We start from the raw sequence: 18,692 nt of genomic DNA, 5'->3' as shown, positions 1-18,692 counted from the left end.
GCCGTATCTATGCTCCGCGCCCTAGCGCCGCACCAGCATCTGCGGCCCCAGCGCGGCCAGCTCGGTGATGCCCAGCAAACCCAGATCACGGCTTACTTCATCGACGATCAAGCGGATGGCATGGGCCACCCCGGCCTGCCCACCCACGGCGCTGGCGTAGTTGAACGGCCGCCCGATAAACGCGGCCTTGGCGCCCAGGGCGAGGGACTTGAGCACGTCGGTGCCGCGCCGGATGCCGCTGTCGAGCATCACCGTCATGCCGTCGCTGGCGGCGATGATCTCGGGCAGCACATACAGCGGCGGTACCGTACCGTCGAGCTGCCGACCACCGTGGTTGGAGACGATCACGCCGTCGATGCCGATCTCTTTGCAACGCGCCGCGTCAGCTGCCGTCAGCACGCCCTTGATGATCATCGCGCCTGGCCACTGCTGGCGGATGTCACGCACATGGCCCCAGTGCAGATGGCCGCGATCGGTGAAGTCGCGCATCACGCTCGACGACATTACCGGCGCGCCACGGGTGGCGTAGTTGTTTTCGAAATACGGCATGCCATGGTGGATCAGGGTGCGCAAGAAGGTTCCCAGCAACCAGCGCGGGTGGGTCACGCCTTGGCAGGCCAGCGCCAGGCTGGGTCGCAGCGGCGTGGAGAAGCCAGCGCGCACGTTGTTTTCGCGGTTGGCCTTGACCGGGGTGTCGACGGTGATCACCAGCGTCTGCACCCGGGCCTGCCGCACACGCTCGATCAGCGGCGCAATCTGCGTAGCGTCGCCCGGCAGATAGGCCTGGAACCAGGTGTTAGGGGCCGCCTCGAGCACCTCTTCCAGACGAATCAGCGAGGAGCCGCTCATGATGAAAGGCACATTGGCCTCGGCCGCCGCCTGCGCCAGCGACAAGTCGCCGCGATAGCCTGTGAGCGCGGCGATGCCCATGGGCGCGATGCCGACAGGAGCAGCGTAGCGATGGCCAAACAACTCGGTCGTCAGGTCCCGCTGGGACACGTCGACCAGCACGTTGGGCTTGAGGAAGTAATCGTTGAACACCGCGCGGTTGGCCAGCAGCGTCTGATTATCCTCAACGCCGCCCTGCACATAGGCGAACAGCGGCTTGGGCAAGTGTTTGCGCGCAGCGGGTTCGAAATCGTCCAGCGAAAGGTAGCGGGAAAGGCGTGTGGTCATGGTCGCGGCTGCCGAGTCAAACGAGCGGCGACTATAAAGGGCGTGGGCGGCGGCGCTAAATAGCGAGATGGCATATGGATATATTCAGCGATGGGCAGCCGCCTCCGCCATCAGCCATTCCACCACCGTGCCCAGCGCGGTATCCGCGGCGACGGGCTCGGCGGTGACCATGTAGAAACCGTGGCGCGTATCCAGCGGATAGTGGTCGTCCAGCACGCGCACCAGTCGGCCACTGCTCAGGGCCGACTCGACAAACAGCTCGGGCACCAAGGCGATCCCCATCCCCTGTTCGGCGGCGTCCAGCGCCAGGCTGGTCTGGGAAAACGACGGCCCGGCGAACGGCATACCGGGGTGGCCATAGGTCTCGAACCAGCGCTTCCAGTTGTCGTGGCTGTCGGTGATCAGGGGAGCGCGCGCCAGGTCCTGCGGTGTGTGCCAGGTCTCCAGCCCTTTCAGGCCAGGGGAGCAGACGGCGATGGCGCGCCCCGGCAGGAGAAAGCGCGCTTCGCCTTGGGCAAAAGGCGGCGTGCCCCAGCGGATCGCCATATCGACCCCGCCGCGGCCGGCGAACGGGCGGATGACCTCGGACGCGTCGATCCGTAAGGCAATATGCGGGTGCTTGAGGCCCAGACCGGGCAAGCGCGGGATCAACCAGCGGCTGGCAAAGGTGCCGGTGGTGCTGAGCGTCAACTGATGGGCATCGCTGCCGTCGTGCGCTGCCAGCAGTTCACGGGTGGCGTCCTCGACCATACTCAACGCCAGGCGCACGCGGCTGATGTATTGCTCAGCCGCCGGGGTGGGCGACAGACCACGAGGCAAACGCGTGAAGAGTTGCACGCCCAGCTTGCTCTCCATGGCGCGCACCTGCTGCGCGACTGCGCCTTGGCTCACATAGAGCTCCTCTGCCGCGGCACGGAAGCTGCCCAGCCTCGCGGTCGCCTCCAGCGCCAGCAGGTGATTGTGGACCGCGAAGGCGGCGCGGCGCCCTTCCGGATGGCTCATTGAGGACCCTACCCTGTAGTTTTTCTACTGCAATACCTGATTAATCATGGTGAGTGAATTTACAGTAATTCGGGCCTAATAGACGCAACTCCCACTCCAGAGGCAACCCTCATGACAGACCACAAAGTAGCGATTATCACAGCCGGTGGCAGTGGCATGGGCGCTGCCGCCGCCCGTCAGCTGGCCGCCGACGGCTACCGTGTAGCTATTCTGTCGTCTTCAGGCAAGGGCGAAGCGCTCGGCAAGGCACTGGGCGGCATCGGCATGACCGGCTCGAACCAGTGCGTCGATGATCTCCAGGCGTTGGTCGACAAGGTCACGGCGCAATGGGGCCGGATCGACGTACTGGTCAACAGCGCCGGCCACGGCCCGCGCGCACCGATCCTGGAGATCCCTGACGAGGACTGGCACACCGGCCTGGACGTGTATTTTCTGCCAGTGGTGCGGGCTACCCGACTGGTCGCACCCGTCATGCAGCAACAGGGGGGCGGATCGATCGTCAACATCTCCACGGCCTGGGCATTCGAGCCCAGCGACCTGTTCCCCACTTCGGCAGTGTTCCGCGCTGGCCTGGCCTCCTACACCAAGATTTTTGCCGACAGCTACGCCAAGCATAACGTGCGCATGAACAACGTTCTGCCGGGCTGGATCGACAGCTTGCCGGGCACGGATGAACGCCGCAAAAGCGTGCCGATGGAACGCTATGGCACCGCTGAAGAAGTTGCCAGCGTGATTGCGTTTCTGGCGGGCGCAGGCGCGGGTTATATCACCGGGCAGAACTTGCGGGTCGATGGAGGGGTGACGAGTTCGGTTTGACGATCGAGGCCTGGGGCGCAGCAATTGCGCCGGACCTGAATTCAAGCGTGCCGGGGTGTCGAAACTAAAGCCTTGCAGGATCGGGCCGATAGCAAAACATCCTCGTCCGAGCCCGCACCTATGCCCCGTAGAACCCGTGCCCTGCTGATAACGCTGCTACTCTCGATCGGCCTCTATCTGGTCGCCAGCGGTGACTGGAAAGTGCCGTTCAAGAGTTACGAGGTCTATACGCAGACGCGCAACGAGTGGCACACGCTCTGTACCGAATGTTCGAAGCGCGCGCTCGCCACGTTGCGCAAGACTTACGGAGACAGCGCTGACATGACCTGGACCGTACAAGTAGGTTGGCATCAGGACGAGGACATCAAGGTCACCCGTACCCTCATCCTTACCCGCAGCTGTGGCGCTATGGATAACGAGCAGCTGTTGCGCGATGCGCTGCGTTACACCCACGAAGAAGGCATGCGCTGGCCCGACAAAGTGGAATACAACTACGCCTGCCGTTTCGATGCGCCCGCCTCTTTGGGAATCAGCGTCACCGCCTTGGCGCAAGGCATCGCGCAACAGGTAAAACCGCAATCGCCCTGCGGCGGCGCCAATATCGGCAGCTTGCAACCGGGCAACTCTGAATCGGTGCAAACGCTCTTTGGCACGGATGGCAGCGTGGATTTGCACTACAAGGTTGGTTTCGCGGGCGATGTGACAAGTGTGCAACTGAAAGGGCGGCCCTTGTTCAATCAGAAAGCACCCAACGCAATGCTGCTCAGTTGCGCTGCGCGCATCGTGCTGGATACTCTTCAACCCAAGGTCGACCACCAGGCATTGCTCACCGAGATCGAACATGTCTGGTACGTGGCCGGCAGCAGCGACACGTTCGGGCCTGGGCCTGGGTTTCCCGTGCTAGTGCGCGCCGAGCCTATGATGCTGACCTTCACCCCTGCAGCGTCGAAACCCCGATAGGCGCCACTCAGGGCGGGGTCATCCCGTGAGCGATTGCCCAGTACGACGTCGACCATGACGGTAGACAATACAGGGTGCCGTGCGCATTGTCGTAGCAGTGAACAGCCCGGTATCATTCAGCCTTCGCCGCGTTGTCGCAGGCTGATATCCGGGCACGCATCGATCGGGATGCTGATCACTCATGGAGATGTCGATGTCGGTACCCATTCTTGCCGCCGCCCAATGCGCCGTTCGGGCCGGCGATATCGAGGCCAACCTGGCGCTGCACCAGAAATTCATGCGCCGCGCACAAGGACTCGGCGTCGGGTTGCTGGTATTTCCCGAGTTGTCCCTCACTGGCTATGAGCCGACCCTGGCTGACGCCTTGGCCCAGGACGCGCACTGCGCGCTGTTGGCACCCTTGCGAGCACTGGCCAGGCAGGCTTCGATGACCACCGTGGTGGGCTTGCCGTTGCGCTCGCCCGATCACGAGAAACCGCTGATTGCAGCGTTCATGCTGCATGCGGATGGTTCGCTGGGGATCTACACCAAGCAGCACCTGCATCCGGGCGAGGATCAATACTTCAGTGCTGGCAACGGCGGCGACTTGCTGCAGCTGTACGAGGTGCCCATCGCCCTGTCGGTGTGTGCCGACTTCAGTCAACCGCAACATGCACAGCATGCCGCAGCACGGGGAGCACAGCTGTATGCCGCGAGCGTGCTGATCGGCGAAACCGGCTACCCACACGACAGCGCGCTGTTGCAGTCCTACGCTGAACGCCACGCCATGGCGGTGCTCATGGCCAATCACGGCGGCCCGACCGGTGGCTGGGCCGCGGCTGGGCGCAGTACGTTCTGGGATGAGCGCGGTCGGTGCGTTGCGTCTACCCCTGGCACGGGCAATCGTTTGCTGGTGGTTTCCAGGCAATCCGAAGGATGGGCGGGGCTTGACGCGCCGTTGAGTGATCCCGACGCGTGAACGTCGCGTGGCAGCGATTCTGCACTGCGCATGAATCTTGCTAACCGATACCGACGACGAGCTAAAAAATACTTGAGGCAACCTGCATGAGCGACCACGACTTACAGCATCTGCGCGCCGAAATCGACAACCTGGATGAAGAGCTCATCAGGATTCTTGGGCTGAGGTTCATCGCGACTGAAAAAGTCGGCCATATCAAGGCCGCGCAGAGCCTGGCTGCGGTAGATCCTGCTCGCGAAGCCGCGCAGGCACAACGGTATTGCGAATTAGCAGCACACTGTGGATTGAGCGAGCAACTGGTGCAAAGGGTGTTCAGGGCAGTGATCGATGAAGTGGTGATCAATCATCAAGCCATCCGCGACCGTGCGTTGAAATAGGTCGCAGGCTGCTACCGACTGATCTTCAACGCCTTGCGCCGCGCGTGCTGCTCCAGCGCCAACTCGATCAAGCGGCTGACCAACTCGCTGTAACTCATCCCCGCCGCCTGCCACAGCTTTGGATACATGCTGATGCGGGTAAACCCGGGCAACGAATTGACCTCATTGATCAACACCTGGCCGTCCTCGGTGAGAAACACATCGACCCGCGCCAGCCCGGCGCATCCCAGCGTTTCAAACGCCTCTACCGCCAAGGCGCGAATACGCTCGCTGACGTCGGCGCTGATATCCGCCGGCACCACGACCTGGGCCGCCTGGTCGTCGATGTATTTGCTGTCGTAGGAATAGAATCCGTCGCGCACCACTATTTCACCGCAACCGCTGGCGATCGGCTGATCGTTGCCAAGTACGGCGCATTCGATTTCCCGGCCGGTTATGGCGGACTCCACCAGTACTTTCTCATCAAAGCTCAAGGCCAGTTCAATCGCCGCATCATATTGCGCTGCATTGCCGACCTTGCTCACACCGACGGAAGAACCCTGATTCGCAGGCTTCACGAACAACGGCAGCCCGAGCTTCTGTTGCGCCAGCTCGAAGGGCATGCGCGCGGCATTGGCGCGGCTCAAGGTAATGAACGGCACCACGGCAATCCCGGCGTCGCGCAGCAAGCGCTTGCTGATGTCCTTGTCCATGCACACTGCCGAACCCAGCACGTCGGATCCCACGAACGGCAAATCCGCCATGCGCAACAAACCCTGCAGGCAACCGTCCTCGCCCAGGCTCCCATGGACGATGGGGAAGATCACATCGACGTGGCCGAGCAAGGCTTCGCTGCCGGTCTCCAGCAATTGCTGGCTGGCTTTGCCGGGCACGATCGCCAACTCGCGATTGGATTGGTTGAGCGCAATCAGCGCCGGGTTTTCCTGGTTGATGAGGAAGTCCGAACTGTCGTTGAGATGCCACTGGCCGGTCTTGTCGATGCCGATCAGCACTGGCTCGAAACGTGACCGGTCGAGGGCATCGACGATGTTGCGGGCGGACTGCAACGAAACTTCGTGCTCGGCCGAACGGCCACCAAAAATAATACCTACCCGCAGCTTGCTCATGACCGGCCTCTGTTTTGGATCGGTCAAGGACCTCGACGGACCTGGCCGACGTGACGATTGGATCAGCTTAATCGCTTCTGATAAAAGAAGCGCTTGTGCTCCGCCGGGAAACTGTCGAGATGCCCGAACTGAGTAAACCCATGCTTCTCATAAAAAGCCGGCGCCTGGAAATCGAAGGTATCGAGCCAAATGCCGACGCAGCCCCGGTCGCGCGCAACCTCCTCGGCCATGTTCATCAAGCGTGAGCCCGTACCCTGCCCTCGCGCTTGCTCCGGTATGGCGAGCAACTCGATAAACAACCAGCCATGAAAGATGTCGCCATACAGCCCGCCAATGATTTCGTCGGAGAGTTCGTCTCGCACCAGCAAGGCGATAGTCTGCGCGTTGGGATCACCCAAGTGGGAATGATTGAACGCCCGCAGCGGCTTGAGGATCGCCGAACGCTCCACTTCCCCAGGGTTGACCGCCATTTCGATACGCGTATTCATTGGCTAATCCTTTAGGTAGAAGTGACTGTTTGTCGGCGCATCAAAACATCCTTCAGGTCCATAAGGCGAGACCCGATCCAGATCATGTTCGGCCCCGGTGTCAGCACCATCCCCAAGGCACCCAGCGCGAACATCAGCAGCCTCGAAACGTGCGGCATATCCAATTCCCTATGAAACATCAGTTTTGTTCGATGAGCCCTTTGATCCGTACCGCCAGCCCTTCCACCGAAAATGGCTTGGTCATGATATGCATGTCGGCATCCAGGCTGCCATCGCCGATCACCGCCTGCTCCGCATACCCGGTAATGAACAGCACCTTGAGCCTAGGCCGCGCATGCCGCGCCAGGTCGACCATCTGCCGACCGTTCATGTTGCCAGGCAGCCCGACGTCGGACACCAACAGATCGATGCGCACATCGGACTCGAGAATCCGCAGCCCGGACACGCCATCCGACGCTTCGATGGCATGGTAGCCCAACTCTTCGAGAATCTCGGTGACCAACAGCCGCACCGTCGGCTCGTCATCGACGACCAGCACGGTCTCACCGTCGACCGCGCGGGGCATTTGCGTCAGTTGCAAAGGCTCGTCGAGCTGTTCTTCGCCCAGATGGCGCGGAAGATACAGGCACAGGGTCGAGCCCTTGCCTGGTTCGGAATAGATCTTCGCCTGCCCACCTGACTGGCGAATGAAGCCGTAGATCATCGACAGGCCCAGGCCAGTGCCCATGCCAATGGGCTTGGTCGTGAAGAACGGCTCGAACGCCCTTGCGGCGACATCGGCGCTCATGCCGCTGCCATTGTCCGATACACACAGCGACACGTATTTGCCAGGGGCCAGATCGAAAGCCGCGGCCGCCCTGGCATCCAGGGTGTGGTTGCTGGTTTCGACCGTCAAGCGGCCACCGTCCGGCATCGCGTCACGGGCGTTGATGCACAGGTTGAGCAAGGCGTTTTCCAGCTGGTTGGGGTCGACGTGGGTGGTCCAGATCGCGTTGCCGGTAAGCATCCGCGTTTCGACCGCCGGGCCCATGGTCCGCGCAATCAGATCGGCCATCTCGGCCACCAGACGGTTGATGTCGGTGGCCCTGGGGTCGAGAGTCTGGCGCCGTGAGAAAGCCAGCAGGCGGTGGGTCAGCGAAGCCGCTCGGCGGGCCGCACCGTGGGCCGCGCCGAGGTATTTATCAAGCTCATTGACGCGGCCTTGAACAATGCGGTTCTGCATCATTTCCAGGCTGCCGGAAATGCCGGTCAAGAGGTTGTTGAAGTCGTGGGCGATGCCGCCGGTGAGCTGCCCCACCGCTTCCATTTTCTGCGACTGGCGCAGTTGTTCTTCGGAGCGCAGGAGGTCTTCGGTGCGCGCGACGACGGCCTGCTCCAGTGACGCGTTGAGCTGGCGCAGATCGTTCTCGGCCTTGCGTCGGGCGATGGCGCTGTTGGTGCGCTCGGCGATATCGCGCACCAGCCGCGACTCGGCTTCTTCCCAGGGATGGGCTTCGTTGTGCAGCACGCAGAGGGCGGCGATAGGCACACCCGCCTCCATCAGCGGGATGTTGATCATCGATAGCGTGCGGCTGCCCGAGCGCAATGCCGTGCGCGAATCGCCACGGGTGTCGGCGTTGAGTAATACCCGCGACGGTAAAAACGTGCCGAGCAATTCTTCATAATCTGGCCTGGCGCGATCGGCCGCATGATAATCGCCGATCACCACCGGCCGCTCGCCCGCGGCGATCGAAACGTAACAGGCGGCGTCGGCCTTCAAGGCCTCGACCACGGCGGCGGTGGCCGTCTTGGCCATCTCGGCCGGGTCCTGCATGTCGCGCAGCTGGTCGGTAAACTCCAGCAACACCTGACGCCTGCCCGCCGCAGCATGGGCCTCGGTCACGTCCTGGAAGATAATCGTGAAGCGGTCGCCACCCAAGGGGTGAACCCGACCCTCGAACCAGCGCCGCAATTCGCCAACCTGGTGATTGAACGCCGCCGATCGCTGGCTGGCCACGGCCTCGGCTGCGGCCCTGATCCAGAAGCCTTCGATGTCAGGGAATACCTCACGCAGCGTTTTGCCCCTGGCGACTTGATGGTCGATGCCTACGTTGCGACCCCAGGCCGGGTTTACATCGAGGAACCGCCAGTCGGTGGCAGTACCGGCGGCATCGCGCACCAACTCGGCGAGGATGAAGCCGTCGTTGAGCTTCTCGAAAATCCCCCGCCACCAGGCCTCGCTCTCGCGCAGCGCCTGCTCGGCCAGATACTGCGCGCTCTTGTCGTTGAACAGCACCGCGACCCGGTCGGTACCGTCGTTCAAGGCAATTGCGTGTACGGCAAACCAGCGATCCAGAGCATCGGCGCGGTTTTCAAAGCGGATCGACTCGCCGCTCCTGGCCACCTGGCCGTAGATATCGAACCAGTGCTGGTCGTGCTCCGGGACCAGATCGCGCATCCACCGCCCTTGAGCCCCTACCAGCCCGGTCTGGCCCTCGAATGCACGGTTGGTCTCGATAAACAGGTAATCGCAGGGGCGCCCTTGCTCATCGAATTTCATCTGGATAATGCAGAAACCTTCGTCGATCACATCCAGCAGCTGTTGGTACTGTTGCTGACTTTGCGTCAGGTCCATGGGGCCGGGAGCCACGACCTCGGGCTGCATGCGGCGCAATTGCGCGCGGAGGCGATCGATCTCTGCCTGAAGAATCTCTGTTGGAATTTGACTCATGGAGCGTCCCGGATGTCCCTGTGGGCGTGACATTGAGGCATAAGCACCTGCAGATGTGATCACGGTGGGTGGCGGTAGTTCGAACAGGCGCAGCTCCCTGCCGACTGCCAATAACCTTGCAATGCAACACGCTACCGTACCGTGCGTCAGCTGGCCACAGGATAGGGTCAACTTCTGATTGAACGGATCAACGTCTGGCTGTTCTGAACTGATGCGCCCACTGCACATCACCGCTTCGACCGGAGCTAACGCCGAGATTTTGCCGAATGCGCATCCTGCTTGTAGACGACGACCCCATCCTGGCCTTGCTGGCCGAAATCGCCCTGGAAGAAGATGGGCATCAGATCGTCGGCCCTGCCTACGACGCCGAAGAGGCATTGCGGCTGACTGAAACCAACGCGATCGACCTGGCGCTGGTGGACATCAACCTCAGTGGCCATGACGAGGGGGTCGACCTCGCGCAACTGTTGCACGAGCGCTTCGACGTATTCTCGCTGTTCGTCAGCGGCCAGGTGGACGTCGCCAAGGCCAACACCCGTTACGCCGTCGGCCTGCTGGCCAAGCCGTACACGCCCCACGACCTGTCGCGCAGCGTGCACATCGTGCATGCATTGGTCAAAGGTGAACTGCCGCTGACACTGTCGATACCCTCGCCGCTCACCCTTTTTACCGATTCCACCGGCTTATACGCACCTCTTGATGGCAGTACTCTTCATGGTAGAACGCAACATGACCGAATCCGAGCACGCTAGTCATTACGCCGCCCTAGGGGAAGCCGAATTCCGTGAGCTGGCGGACAATGCGCCGGTGATGATCTGGCGCTCGAGCGAAACGCCCTTGCGCGACTGGTTCAATCGGCCCTGGCAAGCTTTCGCCGGCAAGAATCACGAGCAACTGCTGGGCTACGGCTGGGCCGAAGACCTGCACCCGGACGACTTCAACCCCAGCGTGACGCTCTACCAGGAAGCGTTCGAAGCGCGCCGGGCCTTCACGCTGCCGTACCGCCTGCGTCGCCAGGACGGCACGTATCGCTGGTTCCTGGACAAGGGCGCACCCTACTACCGTCACGGCGAGTTCGCCGGGTTCTTCGGCAGTTGCACCGACATCACCGACCAGAAAGACCTCGAAGCCCACCAGCAAGTCCTGTTGGCCGAGCTGGACCACCGGGTCAAGAACAATCTGCAGCTGATTATCGCCTTTTTGCAGATGTCCAAGATTCGCGCCACGGGGGACGAGGCCAAGGAGCTGCTGGAGTCGGCCATCGGGCGCATTCAAGGCGTCGGCGCGGTGCAAGCTGAATTGCATCGCAGTGCCACTGGTTTCGTCGACCTGGCGGTGTACCTGCCCAATCTTATCCGGGCCTCGATTCAGGCCGAAAGCGGCAACCATGCCGATCTGCGCGTCGAAGCCGAGTCGATCAACGTGCCTTTCAAGCTGGCGTCCGATCTGGGCCTGATTACCAACGAGCTGATCACCAACGCCATCAAGCACGGCGGCACCGCAGCGCCCGCCATTCGCTTCGCCGTCAGGCGCCTGGACGGCGGCCTGTTGCAGGTGTCGATCGGCGATTCAGGCAAAGGCTTTCGCGCCGATCAACTGAGCAGCGGCGGCGCGACCGGCAGCTCGCTGCGCGGCCTGGGCCTGATCGGCGCGCTGGCCAAACGCTGCAACGCCGAGCTGACCCGTACCAACGATCAGGGCGCACTGGTGACGGTGATCCTGCCCCTGCCGTGATCAATGCGCGGCAGCGAACCGATGCGCCGGGCGCGGCAACCCCAGGTGATCGCGCAAGGTCCGGCCCTCGTACCGCTCGCGGAACAACCCGCGCTGACGCAGAATCGGCAACACGCCATCAATGAACAGCTGCAAGCCCTCGGGGAAATGCGACGGCATCAGGTTGAAGCCGTCAGCGGCCTCGCCTTCGAACCAGGCAATCATCTCGTCGGCCACCTGAGCCGGGGTGCCGATCACGATCTTGTGGCCACGGGCGCCGCCAGCCAGATAGCAGATCTGCCGCAGGGTAAGGCCATCACGGTGGCTCATGTCCAGCAACAGCTTGGCGCGGCTGCGCATGTTCTGGGGCAGAGGCAGGTCGGGCAGCGGCTGATCGAGGTCGAAACCGCTGAGATCCTGCCCCAGCCGATCGCTGACCAGCAGCAGGGCGGCGTCCAGATCCGTCCATTGCTGCAGCTGCTCAAAGCGCGCCTGCGCCTCGGCCTGGGTGGCGCCGATGATCGGCATGATGCCCGGCATTACCAGGCAGTGCTGCGGATCGCGACCATGGGCGACCACCTGGCGCTTGAGATCGGCATAAAATTGCTGCGCCCCTGCCAGATCCTGCTGGGCAGTGAACACTACTTCCGCGACCCGCGCCGCCAGGCCCATGCCCGGCCCCGATGAACCGGCCTGGATCAACACCGGATGGCCTTGCGGGCTGCGCGTCAGGTTCAGCGGCCCGGCGATATCGAAGTATTCGCCCTTGTGGTCGAGGCGGTGCATCTTTTGCGCATCGAGGTACACGCCAGTCTTGGCATCACGGACATAGGCGCCGTCTTCGAAGCTGTCCCACAGGCCGCGCACCACGTCGACGAACTCCTCGGCCACGGCATACCGCTGCGCGTGATCCGGATGGGTGGCGCGGGTGAAGTTTTCGGCGCTGTCGTAGCCGGTGGTCACCACGTTCCAGGCCACACGCCCCTCGGAGATGTGATCAAGGGTGCCGAACTGGCGCGCCACGCTGTAGGGCTCGCCGTAGGTGGTCGAGGCCGTCGCTGCCAGCCCGATGCGCTCGGTAACCGACGCCAGTGCGCCGAGCAGGGTCAGTGGCTCGAAGCGCACGATCATCGAGGGGTGCTCCTGAGCCGTCGTGACCAGCTTGTCGCCAAAGAACACCATGTCCAGGCAGGCACGCTCGGCGGCCTCGGTCAGTTGCCGGATCAGCTTGAAATTCTCGCTGCCGCTTTGCGCGCCGGGGTAGCGCCAGCCGCTGAAATGGTGACCGGCAGCTTGAATGAACAGGCCCAGGCGCATCTGGGAAAGTGTTTGGCTCATAGGGGTCTCGGCAGAAAACAGTGATCGCGGGGAGCGCGGCCTGGGGCGCGCTAAAACAGCGCTAAGCTTAGACGCGAAAGTTATTAAGAGTCCGCATAAAACAGGCGGGCAATAATAAGGAAAAGCGCGACGACGCGTCTACCGTAATGACGTAGCGGGAGGCCGACGCTCATGGTTTGGATAGCACTTCAACGCCGCATGGCAGTCTGTAGATACACACCGCCCTGGAGATTCACATGACTACTGGCAAGATCATCGTCCACCACCTCAACAACTCGCGCTCGCAACGTATCCTCTGGCTGCTCGAAGAGCTCGGCCTGCCTTACGAGATCAAACGCTATCAGCGCGATGCGAAAACCAATCTGGCACCGCCCGAACTCAAGGCGATCAACCCGCTCGGCAAGTCGCCGGTGATCGAGGATGGGCCGCACACCTTGATCGAGTCTGCCGCGATCATCGATTACCTGATCCGCCGCCACGGTGACGGCCGCTTGCAGCCCGATCCGGCCACCGCCACCTACGACGAATACGTGCAGTGGCTGCACTTCGCCGAGGGCTCGTCCATGCTGCCGTTGATGCTCAACCTGTACGTGGGCCGCCTCGGTGAGGCAGGTGCGCCGCTGCATCCGCGCATCCGCTCGGAGCTGGCCAACTACCTTGGTTACCTCGACACCGCCTTGGGCCTGACCCCGTATCTGGTGGGCGAAGAGTTCAGCGGCGCCGACATTCAGATGAGCTTTATCGGCGAAATCGCCAAAGCCCAAGGCCTGCTCGCGCCCTACCCCAACCTCACCGCCTGGGTCGAGCGCTTCCAGGCCCGCCCGGCGTACAAGAAGGCCATCGAACAAGGCGGCGAGTACAGTTACTCCAAATAGTCGGCTGAACCCTCTGGCCCCTTCGCGAGCGGGCTTTGCTCTCACAAAGTGAACTGTGGGAACACAGCTTGCCCGCAAAGGGAGCTTGAAAAGCGACGCAAATAGCGCGCAAAAAAAAGGTGCGCCGGTCATGGCGCACCTTGTCTACATCAGCAACGAATCAATTCCACGGGCGATCGCCGTGTTCGTCCTTGATGCGGGTCGGCAGGCCCATCACGTCCAGCGCCTTGAGGAACGGCTCGGCCGGCAGTTCCTCGACGTTGACCATGCGCTGCACATCCCATTCGCCACGGGCGACCAGCAAGGCTGCGGCCACGGGCGGCACGCCCGCGGTGTAGGAAATGCCCTGGCTGTCGGTCTCGTCGAAGGCCTCTTCGTGATCCGCGACGTTGTAGATGAACACCTCGCGCGGCTGCCCATCCTTGGTGCCCTTGACCAGGTCACCGATGCAGGTCTTGCCGGTATAGCCCGGCGCCAGCGACGACGGATCGGGCAGCACGGCCTTGACCACTTTCAGCGGCACGACCTGCAGGCCTTCAGCGGTGGTGACCGGCTGCTCGGACAGCAGCCCGAGGTTTTTCAAGACGGTGAACACATTGATGTAGTGCTCGCCGAAACTCATCCAGAAACGCACGTTGGGCACGTCGAGATTTTTCGACAACGAGTGCACTTCGTCGTGACCGGTGAGATAGAGGTCCTGCGCACCGACCACCGGCAGGTCGTCGGTACGTTTGACTTCGAACATGGTGTTGCTGGTCCACTGGCTGTTCTGCCAGCTCCACACCTGTCCGGTGAACTCGCGGAAGTTGATTTCCGGGTCGAAATTGGTGGCGAAATATTTGCCATGGGAGCCAGCATTGACGTCGAGAATATCGATCGAATCAATGCGGTCGAAATACTGCTGCTGCGCCAACGCCGCATAGGCATTGACCACACCCGGGTCGAAGCCCACGCCGAGGATGGCGGTGATGTTCTTGCGTTGGCACTCTTCGAGGTGATTCCACTCGTAGTTGCCGTACCAGGGCGGCGTTTCGCAGACTTTGCCCGGTTCTTCGTGGATGGCGGTGTCGAGATAGGCGACGCCGCTATCGATGCAGGCACGCAGCACCGACATGTTGAGGAAGGCGGAGCCGACGTTGATGACGATCTGCGATTCGGTCTCGCGGATCAACGCCTTGGTCGCTTCGACATCCAGCGCATTGAGCGCGAAAGCCTTGATATCGGCCGGCTGCTTGAGGCTGCCCTTGGCCTTGACGCTGTCGATGATGGCCTGGCACTTGGAGATGTTGCGCGACGCGATAGCAATACGACCGAGCTCGTCGTTGTGCTGCGCGCACTTGTGGGCCACCACCTTGGCGACACCTCCTGCACCAATGATAAGAACGTTCTTCTTCAATTTCTTTACTTCTCCTCAGGCTGCCAGCTCAGGAAAGGCTGGACAGATAGTCTGCAAAACCAAACTCACGTACGACTTCGACTGTACCATCGAGTTGTTTCACTACGATGGACGGCATCTTCAGGCCGTTGAACCAGTTCTTCTTGACCATGGTGTAGCCTGCCGCGTCGACGAACGACAGGCGATCGCCAATCTGCAACGGCGCCGGGAATTGATATTCACCGAAAATGTCACCGGCCAGGCAAGACTTGCCGCACACCATGTAGGTGTGTTCACCCTCGCTTGGCGCGAGCTTGGCGTTGAGGCGGTAGATCAGCAGATCGAGCATGTGTGCTTCGATGGAGCTGTCCACAACGGCGAGGTGCTTGCCGTTGTAGAGGGTGTCGAGCACGGTGACTTCCAACGAAGCGCTCTGGGTGATGGCGGCTTCGCCCGGCTCCAGATACACCTGCACGCCGTATTTCTGGGAGAAGGCCTTGAGGCGCGCGCAAAAGGCATCCAGTGCATAGCCCTCGCCCGTGAAATGAATACCGCCGCCCAGGCTGACCCACTCGACCTTGTGCAACAGGTGGCCGAAGCGCTCCTCGATAGTGCTGAGCATCTGGTCGAACAGGCCGAAATCACCGTTCTCGCAGTTGTTGTGGAACATGAAGCCGGAGATCTGCTCGATGACCGCTTCGACCTTGACCGGATCCCATTCGCCCAGGCGGCTGAACGGCCGCGCCGGATCGGCCAGCAGGTAATCGGAGCTGCTCACCTGCGGGTTGACGCGCAAGCCGCGCACCTTGCCCTCGGACGCCTCGGCGAAACGCTGCAGCTGGCCGATGGAGTTGAAGATGATCTTGTCGCAGTTGGCGAGCATCTCTTCGATCTCGTCATCGGCCCAAGCGACGCTGTAGGCGTGGGTCTCGCCGACGAACTTCTCGCGGCCGAGCTTGAGCTCGTACAACGACGACGACGTAGTACCGTCCATGTACTCCTGCATCAGGTCGAACACCGACCAGGTGGCGAAGCACTTGAGCGCCAGCAGCGCCTTGGCGCCGGAGTGCTCGCGCACATAGGCGATCTTCTGCATGTTGCCCAGCAGCTTCTGTTTGTCGATGAGGTAGTACGGCGTCTTGATCATTTCGAGACCCCCGGCATGGCCAGCAAAAAAAAGGATGCGAATTGTGCCTTCCCTCGGGCGAAAAAGCTGCAAGTTTTAAGCTGCAAGCTGCAAGCGGTAGGTAGTTGGCTATGAGCTTCGGGCTTGTAGCTTGTAGCTTGCAGCTGCTTCAAAGCTGCTCCAAAGCTGCTTCAAAACCCAAGCGTAGCCGACAGCAGATAGGTACGCGGCGTCGATAGCGTGAGCCCGGGCTCGCTGTCGTCGGAGGCGCCCGCCGAAGACCAGTAGCGGGCATCCATCACATTCTCGACGCTGCCGCGCAGGGTCACGTCCTTGCCGTCGACCTTGAAGGCGTACCGCGCGCCCACGTCGAAGCGGCGCCAGGCCTCGATCTCCTTGGTGTTGGCCTGATCCAGATACTGTGAACTGGAATAGATACCGCGCCCAGTCAGGGTCAGGCCGGAGACGGCGGGCACGTCCCACTCGGCGCCCAGGTTGATGTTGTACTCGGGCGTGGCCGGGGCGCGATTGCCGTCGTAGCTGCCATTGGTGGTGTGGGTCAGCTTGCTGTCGATGTACATCACCCCACCGAGCAAGCGCACGCCCTCGAGCGGCTCGCCGAAGAGGCTCAGCTCCACGCCCTTGTTCTCGCGCTTGCCATTGGGCCCGAAGCGCCGTGAGGTGGTGTTGGTCTCATAGGCCGGCTGGCGGATGCGGAACGCTGCGGCAGTCAGGGCGAAGGCGCCCAGATCGTACTTGGCGCCGACCTCGATCTGGCGGCTGATGAACGGCGCGAAGATCTCGTCCTCGTTGATCGAGGTCGACGGCGCGATCTTGCCCTGGCTCAGGCCTTCCATGTAGTTGGCGTACAGCGACAACCGCTCGGTGGCCTTGAACAGCAGGCCTCCCGAGGGCGAGAGCTTCTCTTCGTCATAGGCCGTGGCACCCTTGATGCCGTTGGTCCAGTCGTCGACCTTGACCCGCTGCCAGCGACCGCCCAGGGTCAGCAGCACGCGGTCGTCGATGAAGCCCAAGGTGTCGGACAGCGCCACACCCGTGAAGCGGTTCTCGGTATAGACCTTGTCGTCCTGGCGGGTGGCGTTGATCGGCGTGGGCGTTTGTACGGGGTCATACAGGTTGCTGGGCGAGGCGCCATAGCGCGCGCCACCGTTGGTGAAATCCATGTAGAAGTCGCTGAAGGCCAGGTTGACCTCATGGCTGACGGGCCCGGTGTGGAACCAGTTGCGCACGCCCGCGGTGGCAGTACGCACGTTTTCGTCACGGGTGAAGTCGCGCGGCAGCACGCTGAAATCCCCAGCATCGTTGGTGACGGACACGGCATGACGCAGAAAGTCATGGTTGCTTTTGCGCGCGCCCACGCCGCCATAGACCATCACCGAATCGTTGACATCGAACTCGCCATTGAGCGTGCCGAAGGTGTCATTGGTGCGTGCCTGGCTCCAGGATTGCGCATAGTTGCGGTGCACATCGTCGGCATCCGGGACCTTGGCGTTGGCACCGATCTGCACACGCTCCTGAGGCGAATCGGTGGCGCGTTCGGTGTGGCCGATGTCGGTCGACAGACGCAGCCGCTCACCGCGAAAGTCCAGGCCCAGCACATACATCTGCCGGTCGACGCTTTGATGATCCCACTCGGTGTCGCCGGCCTGCTTGACGCCGTTGAAGCGCAGGCCGAACTGGTTTTCATCGCCGAAACGCCGACCGATGTCCACTGCCCCGCCGACCTGACTGTCCGAGGCATAGCTGCCCGTGAACTCGGTGATGGGTCTGTCGGTGGCACGTTTGGGCACCACGTTGATACCGCCGCCGACACTGCCGCGCGGCGATATACCATTGATCAACTGGCTGGGGCCTTTGAGCACGTCGACCCGATCGGCCATTTCCATATCGATGGTGTAGGTCGGCAGGACGCCGTACAGGCCGTTATAAGAGACGTCACTGTTGAACAGGCTGAAGCCGCGAATGGTGAACTGTTCGTAACGCCCGCCCGCCGGGTTGGTGGCGCGCACCGAGGGGTCACTGGCGATCAGGTCGCCCAGGGTGCGCGCCTGTTGATTCTTGACCGTCTCGCTGGTGTAGGTGGTCATGCTGAACGGCGTCTCCATGAAGTCGCGACCACCCAGCAAGCCTTGGGAACCGCGTCGGGCCACCTGACCGCCGGCGTAGCGCTCGCCGTCATCGGCCGGCGCGCCAGTGGTTGCACCAAGAATGCTGGTCGGGGCGATCTCGACCGCGTTCGCGCCCAGGGGTGCGGGCACCAGGGTGTAGGCCGAAGCGCCCACCGCCTGCAACTGCAGGCCACTGCCCTGCAGCAGGTTGGCGAAACCGGCCTCGACGCTGTAGCTGCCGGACAACCCCGGCGTACGTCGACCGCTGACCAGTTGCGGGTCCACCGACAGGCTCACCCCAGCCTCGCCAGCGAAGCGCGTCAAAGCTGCACCCAGGTCACCGGCGGGCACGTTGAACGTGCGGCTATCGGCAACGGCCAGTTGCGAGGCGACTGACGCGCTTAGGGTGCCACCGCCGAGCAACAGGCTCAGGCACAAGGTGCGACAGGAAATCGATGACGCCAGTCGGGGCCGACGGCGGGTCAGTGCGGGCATGGATGCGCTCTCTTCAGGATTCACTTACCTGCAGTGACAGCCGAGCGC

16 protein-coding genes and 1 pseudogene are annotated in these 18,692 nt (G+C 62.2%); 7 read left to right on the top strand and 10 right to left on the bottom strand.

Annotated features, from left to right (window positions below):
- Positions 1 to 21: 21 nt before the first annotated feature.
- Both LIX93_RS01250 and LIX93_RS01245 read right to left on the bottom strand, forming a co-directional pair.
- Positions 22 to 1,176 (bottom strand): alpha-hydroxy acid oxidase, encoded by a 1,155-nt coding sequence (locus LIX93_RS01250; RefSeq protein WP_226502200.1) that lies wholly within the window; start codon positions 1,174 to 1,176, stop codon positions 22 to 24.
- 84 nt (positions 1,177 to 1,260) lie between these two features.
- Positions 1,261 to 2,178: a LysR substrate-binding domain-containing protein gene (locus LIX93_RS01245; protein ID WP_226502199.1), complete on the bottom strand. Its 918-nt coding sequence runs from the start codon at positions 2,176 to 2,178 to the stop codon at positions 1,261 to 1,263.
- Between the two features lie 111 nt (positions 2,179 to 2,289).
- Between LIX93_RS01245 and LIX93_RS01240 the strand changes: the two genes are divergently transcribed.
- From LIX93_RS01240 to LIX93_RS01225, 4 genes are all read left to right on the top strand, one after another.
- A complete protein-coding gene (locus LIX93_RS01240; RefSeq protein WP_226502198.1) occupies positions 2,290 to 2,994 on the top strand; it encodes an SDR family oxidoreductase in 705 nt (234 codons plus the stop codon).
- A 120-nt stretch (positions 2,995 to 3,114) separates the two neighbouring features.
- Positions 3,115 to 3,954 (top strand): hypothetical protein, encoded by an 840-nt coding sequence (locus LIX93_RS01235; protein ID WP_226502197.1) that lies wholly within the window; start codon positions 3,115 to 3,117, stop codon positions 3,952 to 3,954.
- A gap of 193 nt (positions 3,955 to 4,147) precedes the next feature.
- Entirely contained in the window at positions 4,148 to 4,912 is a 765-nt protein-coding gene (locus LIX93_RS01230; RefSeq protein ID WP_226502196.1) for a carbon-nitrogen hydrolase family protein, read from the top strand.
- An 86-nt stretch (positions 4,913 to 4,998) separates the two neighbouring features.
- Complete coding sequence (locus tag LIX93_RS01225) at positions 4,999 to 5,289, top strand: chorismate mutase (RefSeq protein WP_226502195.1); 291 nt, start codon at positions 4,999 to 5,001, stop codon at positions 5,287 to 5,289.
- 11 nt (positions 5,290 to 5,300) lie between these two features.
- On the opposite strand, the gene ddlA is transcribed toward LIX93_RS01225, so the two are convergent.
- The 4 genes and pseudogenes from ddlA to LIX93_RS01205 form a co-directional block, all read right to left on the bottom strand.
- Positions 5,301 to 6,395, bottom strand: a complete 1,095-nt coding sequence (gene ddlA, locus LIX93_RS01220; RefSeq protein WP_226502194.1) for a D-alanine--D-alanine ligase — start codon at positions 6,393 to 6,395, stop codon at positions 5,301 to 5,303.
- A gap of 62 nt (positions 6,396 to 6,457) precedes the next feature.
- On the bottom strand, positions 6,458 to 6,883 hold the full coding sequence (locus LIX93_RS01215; RefSeq protein ID WP_226502193.1) for a GNAT family N-acetyltransferase: 426 nt from the start codon (positions 6,881 to 6,883) through the stop codon (positions 6,458 to 6,460).
- Positions 6,884 to 6,948: 65 nt separating this feature from the next.
- Positions 6,949 to 7,041, bottom strand: a pseudogene (locus LIX93_RS01210) (LysE family translocator); the annotation flags it as partial.
- Between the two features lie 20 nt (positions 7,042 to 7,061).
- On the bottom strand, positions 7,062 to 9,593 hold the full coding sequence (locus LIX93_RS01205; RefSeq protein WP_226502192.1) for an ATP-binding protein: 2,532 nt from the start codon (positions 9,591 to 9,593) through the stop codon (positions 7,062 to 7,064).
- Between the two features lie 266 nt (positions 9,594 to 9,859).
- Here LIX93_RS01205 and LIX93_RS01200 point away from each other — a divergent pair, with 266 nt between their 5' ends.
- Together LIX93_RS01200 and LIX93_RS01195 are read left to right on the top strand one after the other, a co-directional pair.
- Positions 9,860 to 10,345: a response regulator gene (locus LIX93_RS01200; RefSeq protein ID WP_226502191.1), complete on the top strand. Its 486-nt coding sequence runs from the start codon at positions 9,860 to 9,862 to the stop codon at positions 10,343 to 10,345.
- Positions 10,323 to 11,327 carry a histidine kinase dimerization/phosphoacceptor domain -containing protein gene (locus LIX93_RS01195; protein ID WP_226502190.1) on the top strand — a complete coding sequence of 335 codons (1,005 nt, stop codon included), beginning with the start codon at positions 10,323 to 10,325 and terminating at the stop codon, positions 11,325 to 11,327. The genes LIX93_RS01200 and LIX93_RS01195 overlap by 23 nt, the downstream gene beginning before the upstream one ends.
- On the opposite strand, the gene LIX93_RS01190 is transcribed toward LIX93_RS01195, so the two are convergent.
- A complete protein-coding gene (locus LIX93_RS01190) occupies positions 11,328 to 12,644 on the bottom strand; it encodes an LLM class flavin-dependent oxidoreductase (RefSeq protein WP_226502189.1) in 1,317 nt (438 codons plus the stop codon).
- Positions 12,645 to 12,880: 236 nt separating this feature from the next.
- Between LIX93_RS01190 and LIX93_RS01185 the strand changes: the two genes are divergently transcribed.
- On the top strand, positions 12,881 to 13,519 hold the full coding sequence (locus LIX93_RS01185) for a glutathione S-transferase (RefSeq protein WP_226502188.1): 639 nt from the start codon (positions 12,881 to 12,883) through the stop codon (positions 13,517 to 13,519).
- A 160-nt stretch (positions 13,520 to 13,679) separates the two neighbouring features.
- Here LIX93_RS01185 and LIX93_RS01180 read toward each other — a convergent pair whose 3' ends face one another.
- The 3 genes from LIX93_RS01180 to LIX93_RS01170 all read right to left on the bottom strand — a co-directional run bounded on the left by LIX93_RS01180 (position 13,680) and on the right by LIX93_RS01170 (position 18,644).
- Positions 13,680 to 14,915: a saccharopine dehydrogenase family protein gene (locus tag LIX93_RS01180; RefSeq protein WP_226502187.1), complete on the bottom strand. Its 1,236-nt coding sequence runs from the start codon at positions 14,913 to 14,915 to the stop codon at positions 13,680 to 13,682.
- 28 nt (positions 14,916 to 14,943) lie between these two features.
- Positions 14,944 to 16,041 carry a carboxynorspermidine decarboxylase gene (locus tag LIX93_RS01175; protein ID WP_226502186.1) on the bottom strand — a complete coding sequence of 366 codons (1,098 nt, stop codon included), beginning with the start codon at positions 16,039 to 16,041 and terminating at the stop codon, positions 14,944 to 14,946.
- A 170-nt stretch (positions 16,042 to 16,211) separates the two neighbouring features.
- The gene (locus tag LIX93_RS01170; RefSeq protein WP_226502185.1) at positions 16,212 to 18,644 is read right to left on the bottom strand and encodes a TonB-dependent receptor; all 2,433 of its coding nucleotides are present in this window, start codon (positions 18,642 to 18,644) and stop codon (positions 16,212 to 16,214) included.
- Between the last annotated feature and the right edge of the window lie 48 nt (positions 18,645 to 18,692).

Source organism: Pseudomonas sp. MWU16-30317 (assembly GCF_020515695.1).
Classification (GTDB): Bacteria; Pseudomonadota; Gammaproteobacteria; order Pseudomonadales; family Pseudomonadaceae; genus Aquipseudomonas.
Note: the sequence above shows the minus strand (reverse complement) of the source record. Positions and strands in the feature narration are given on the sequence as shown.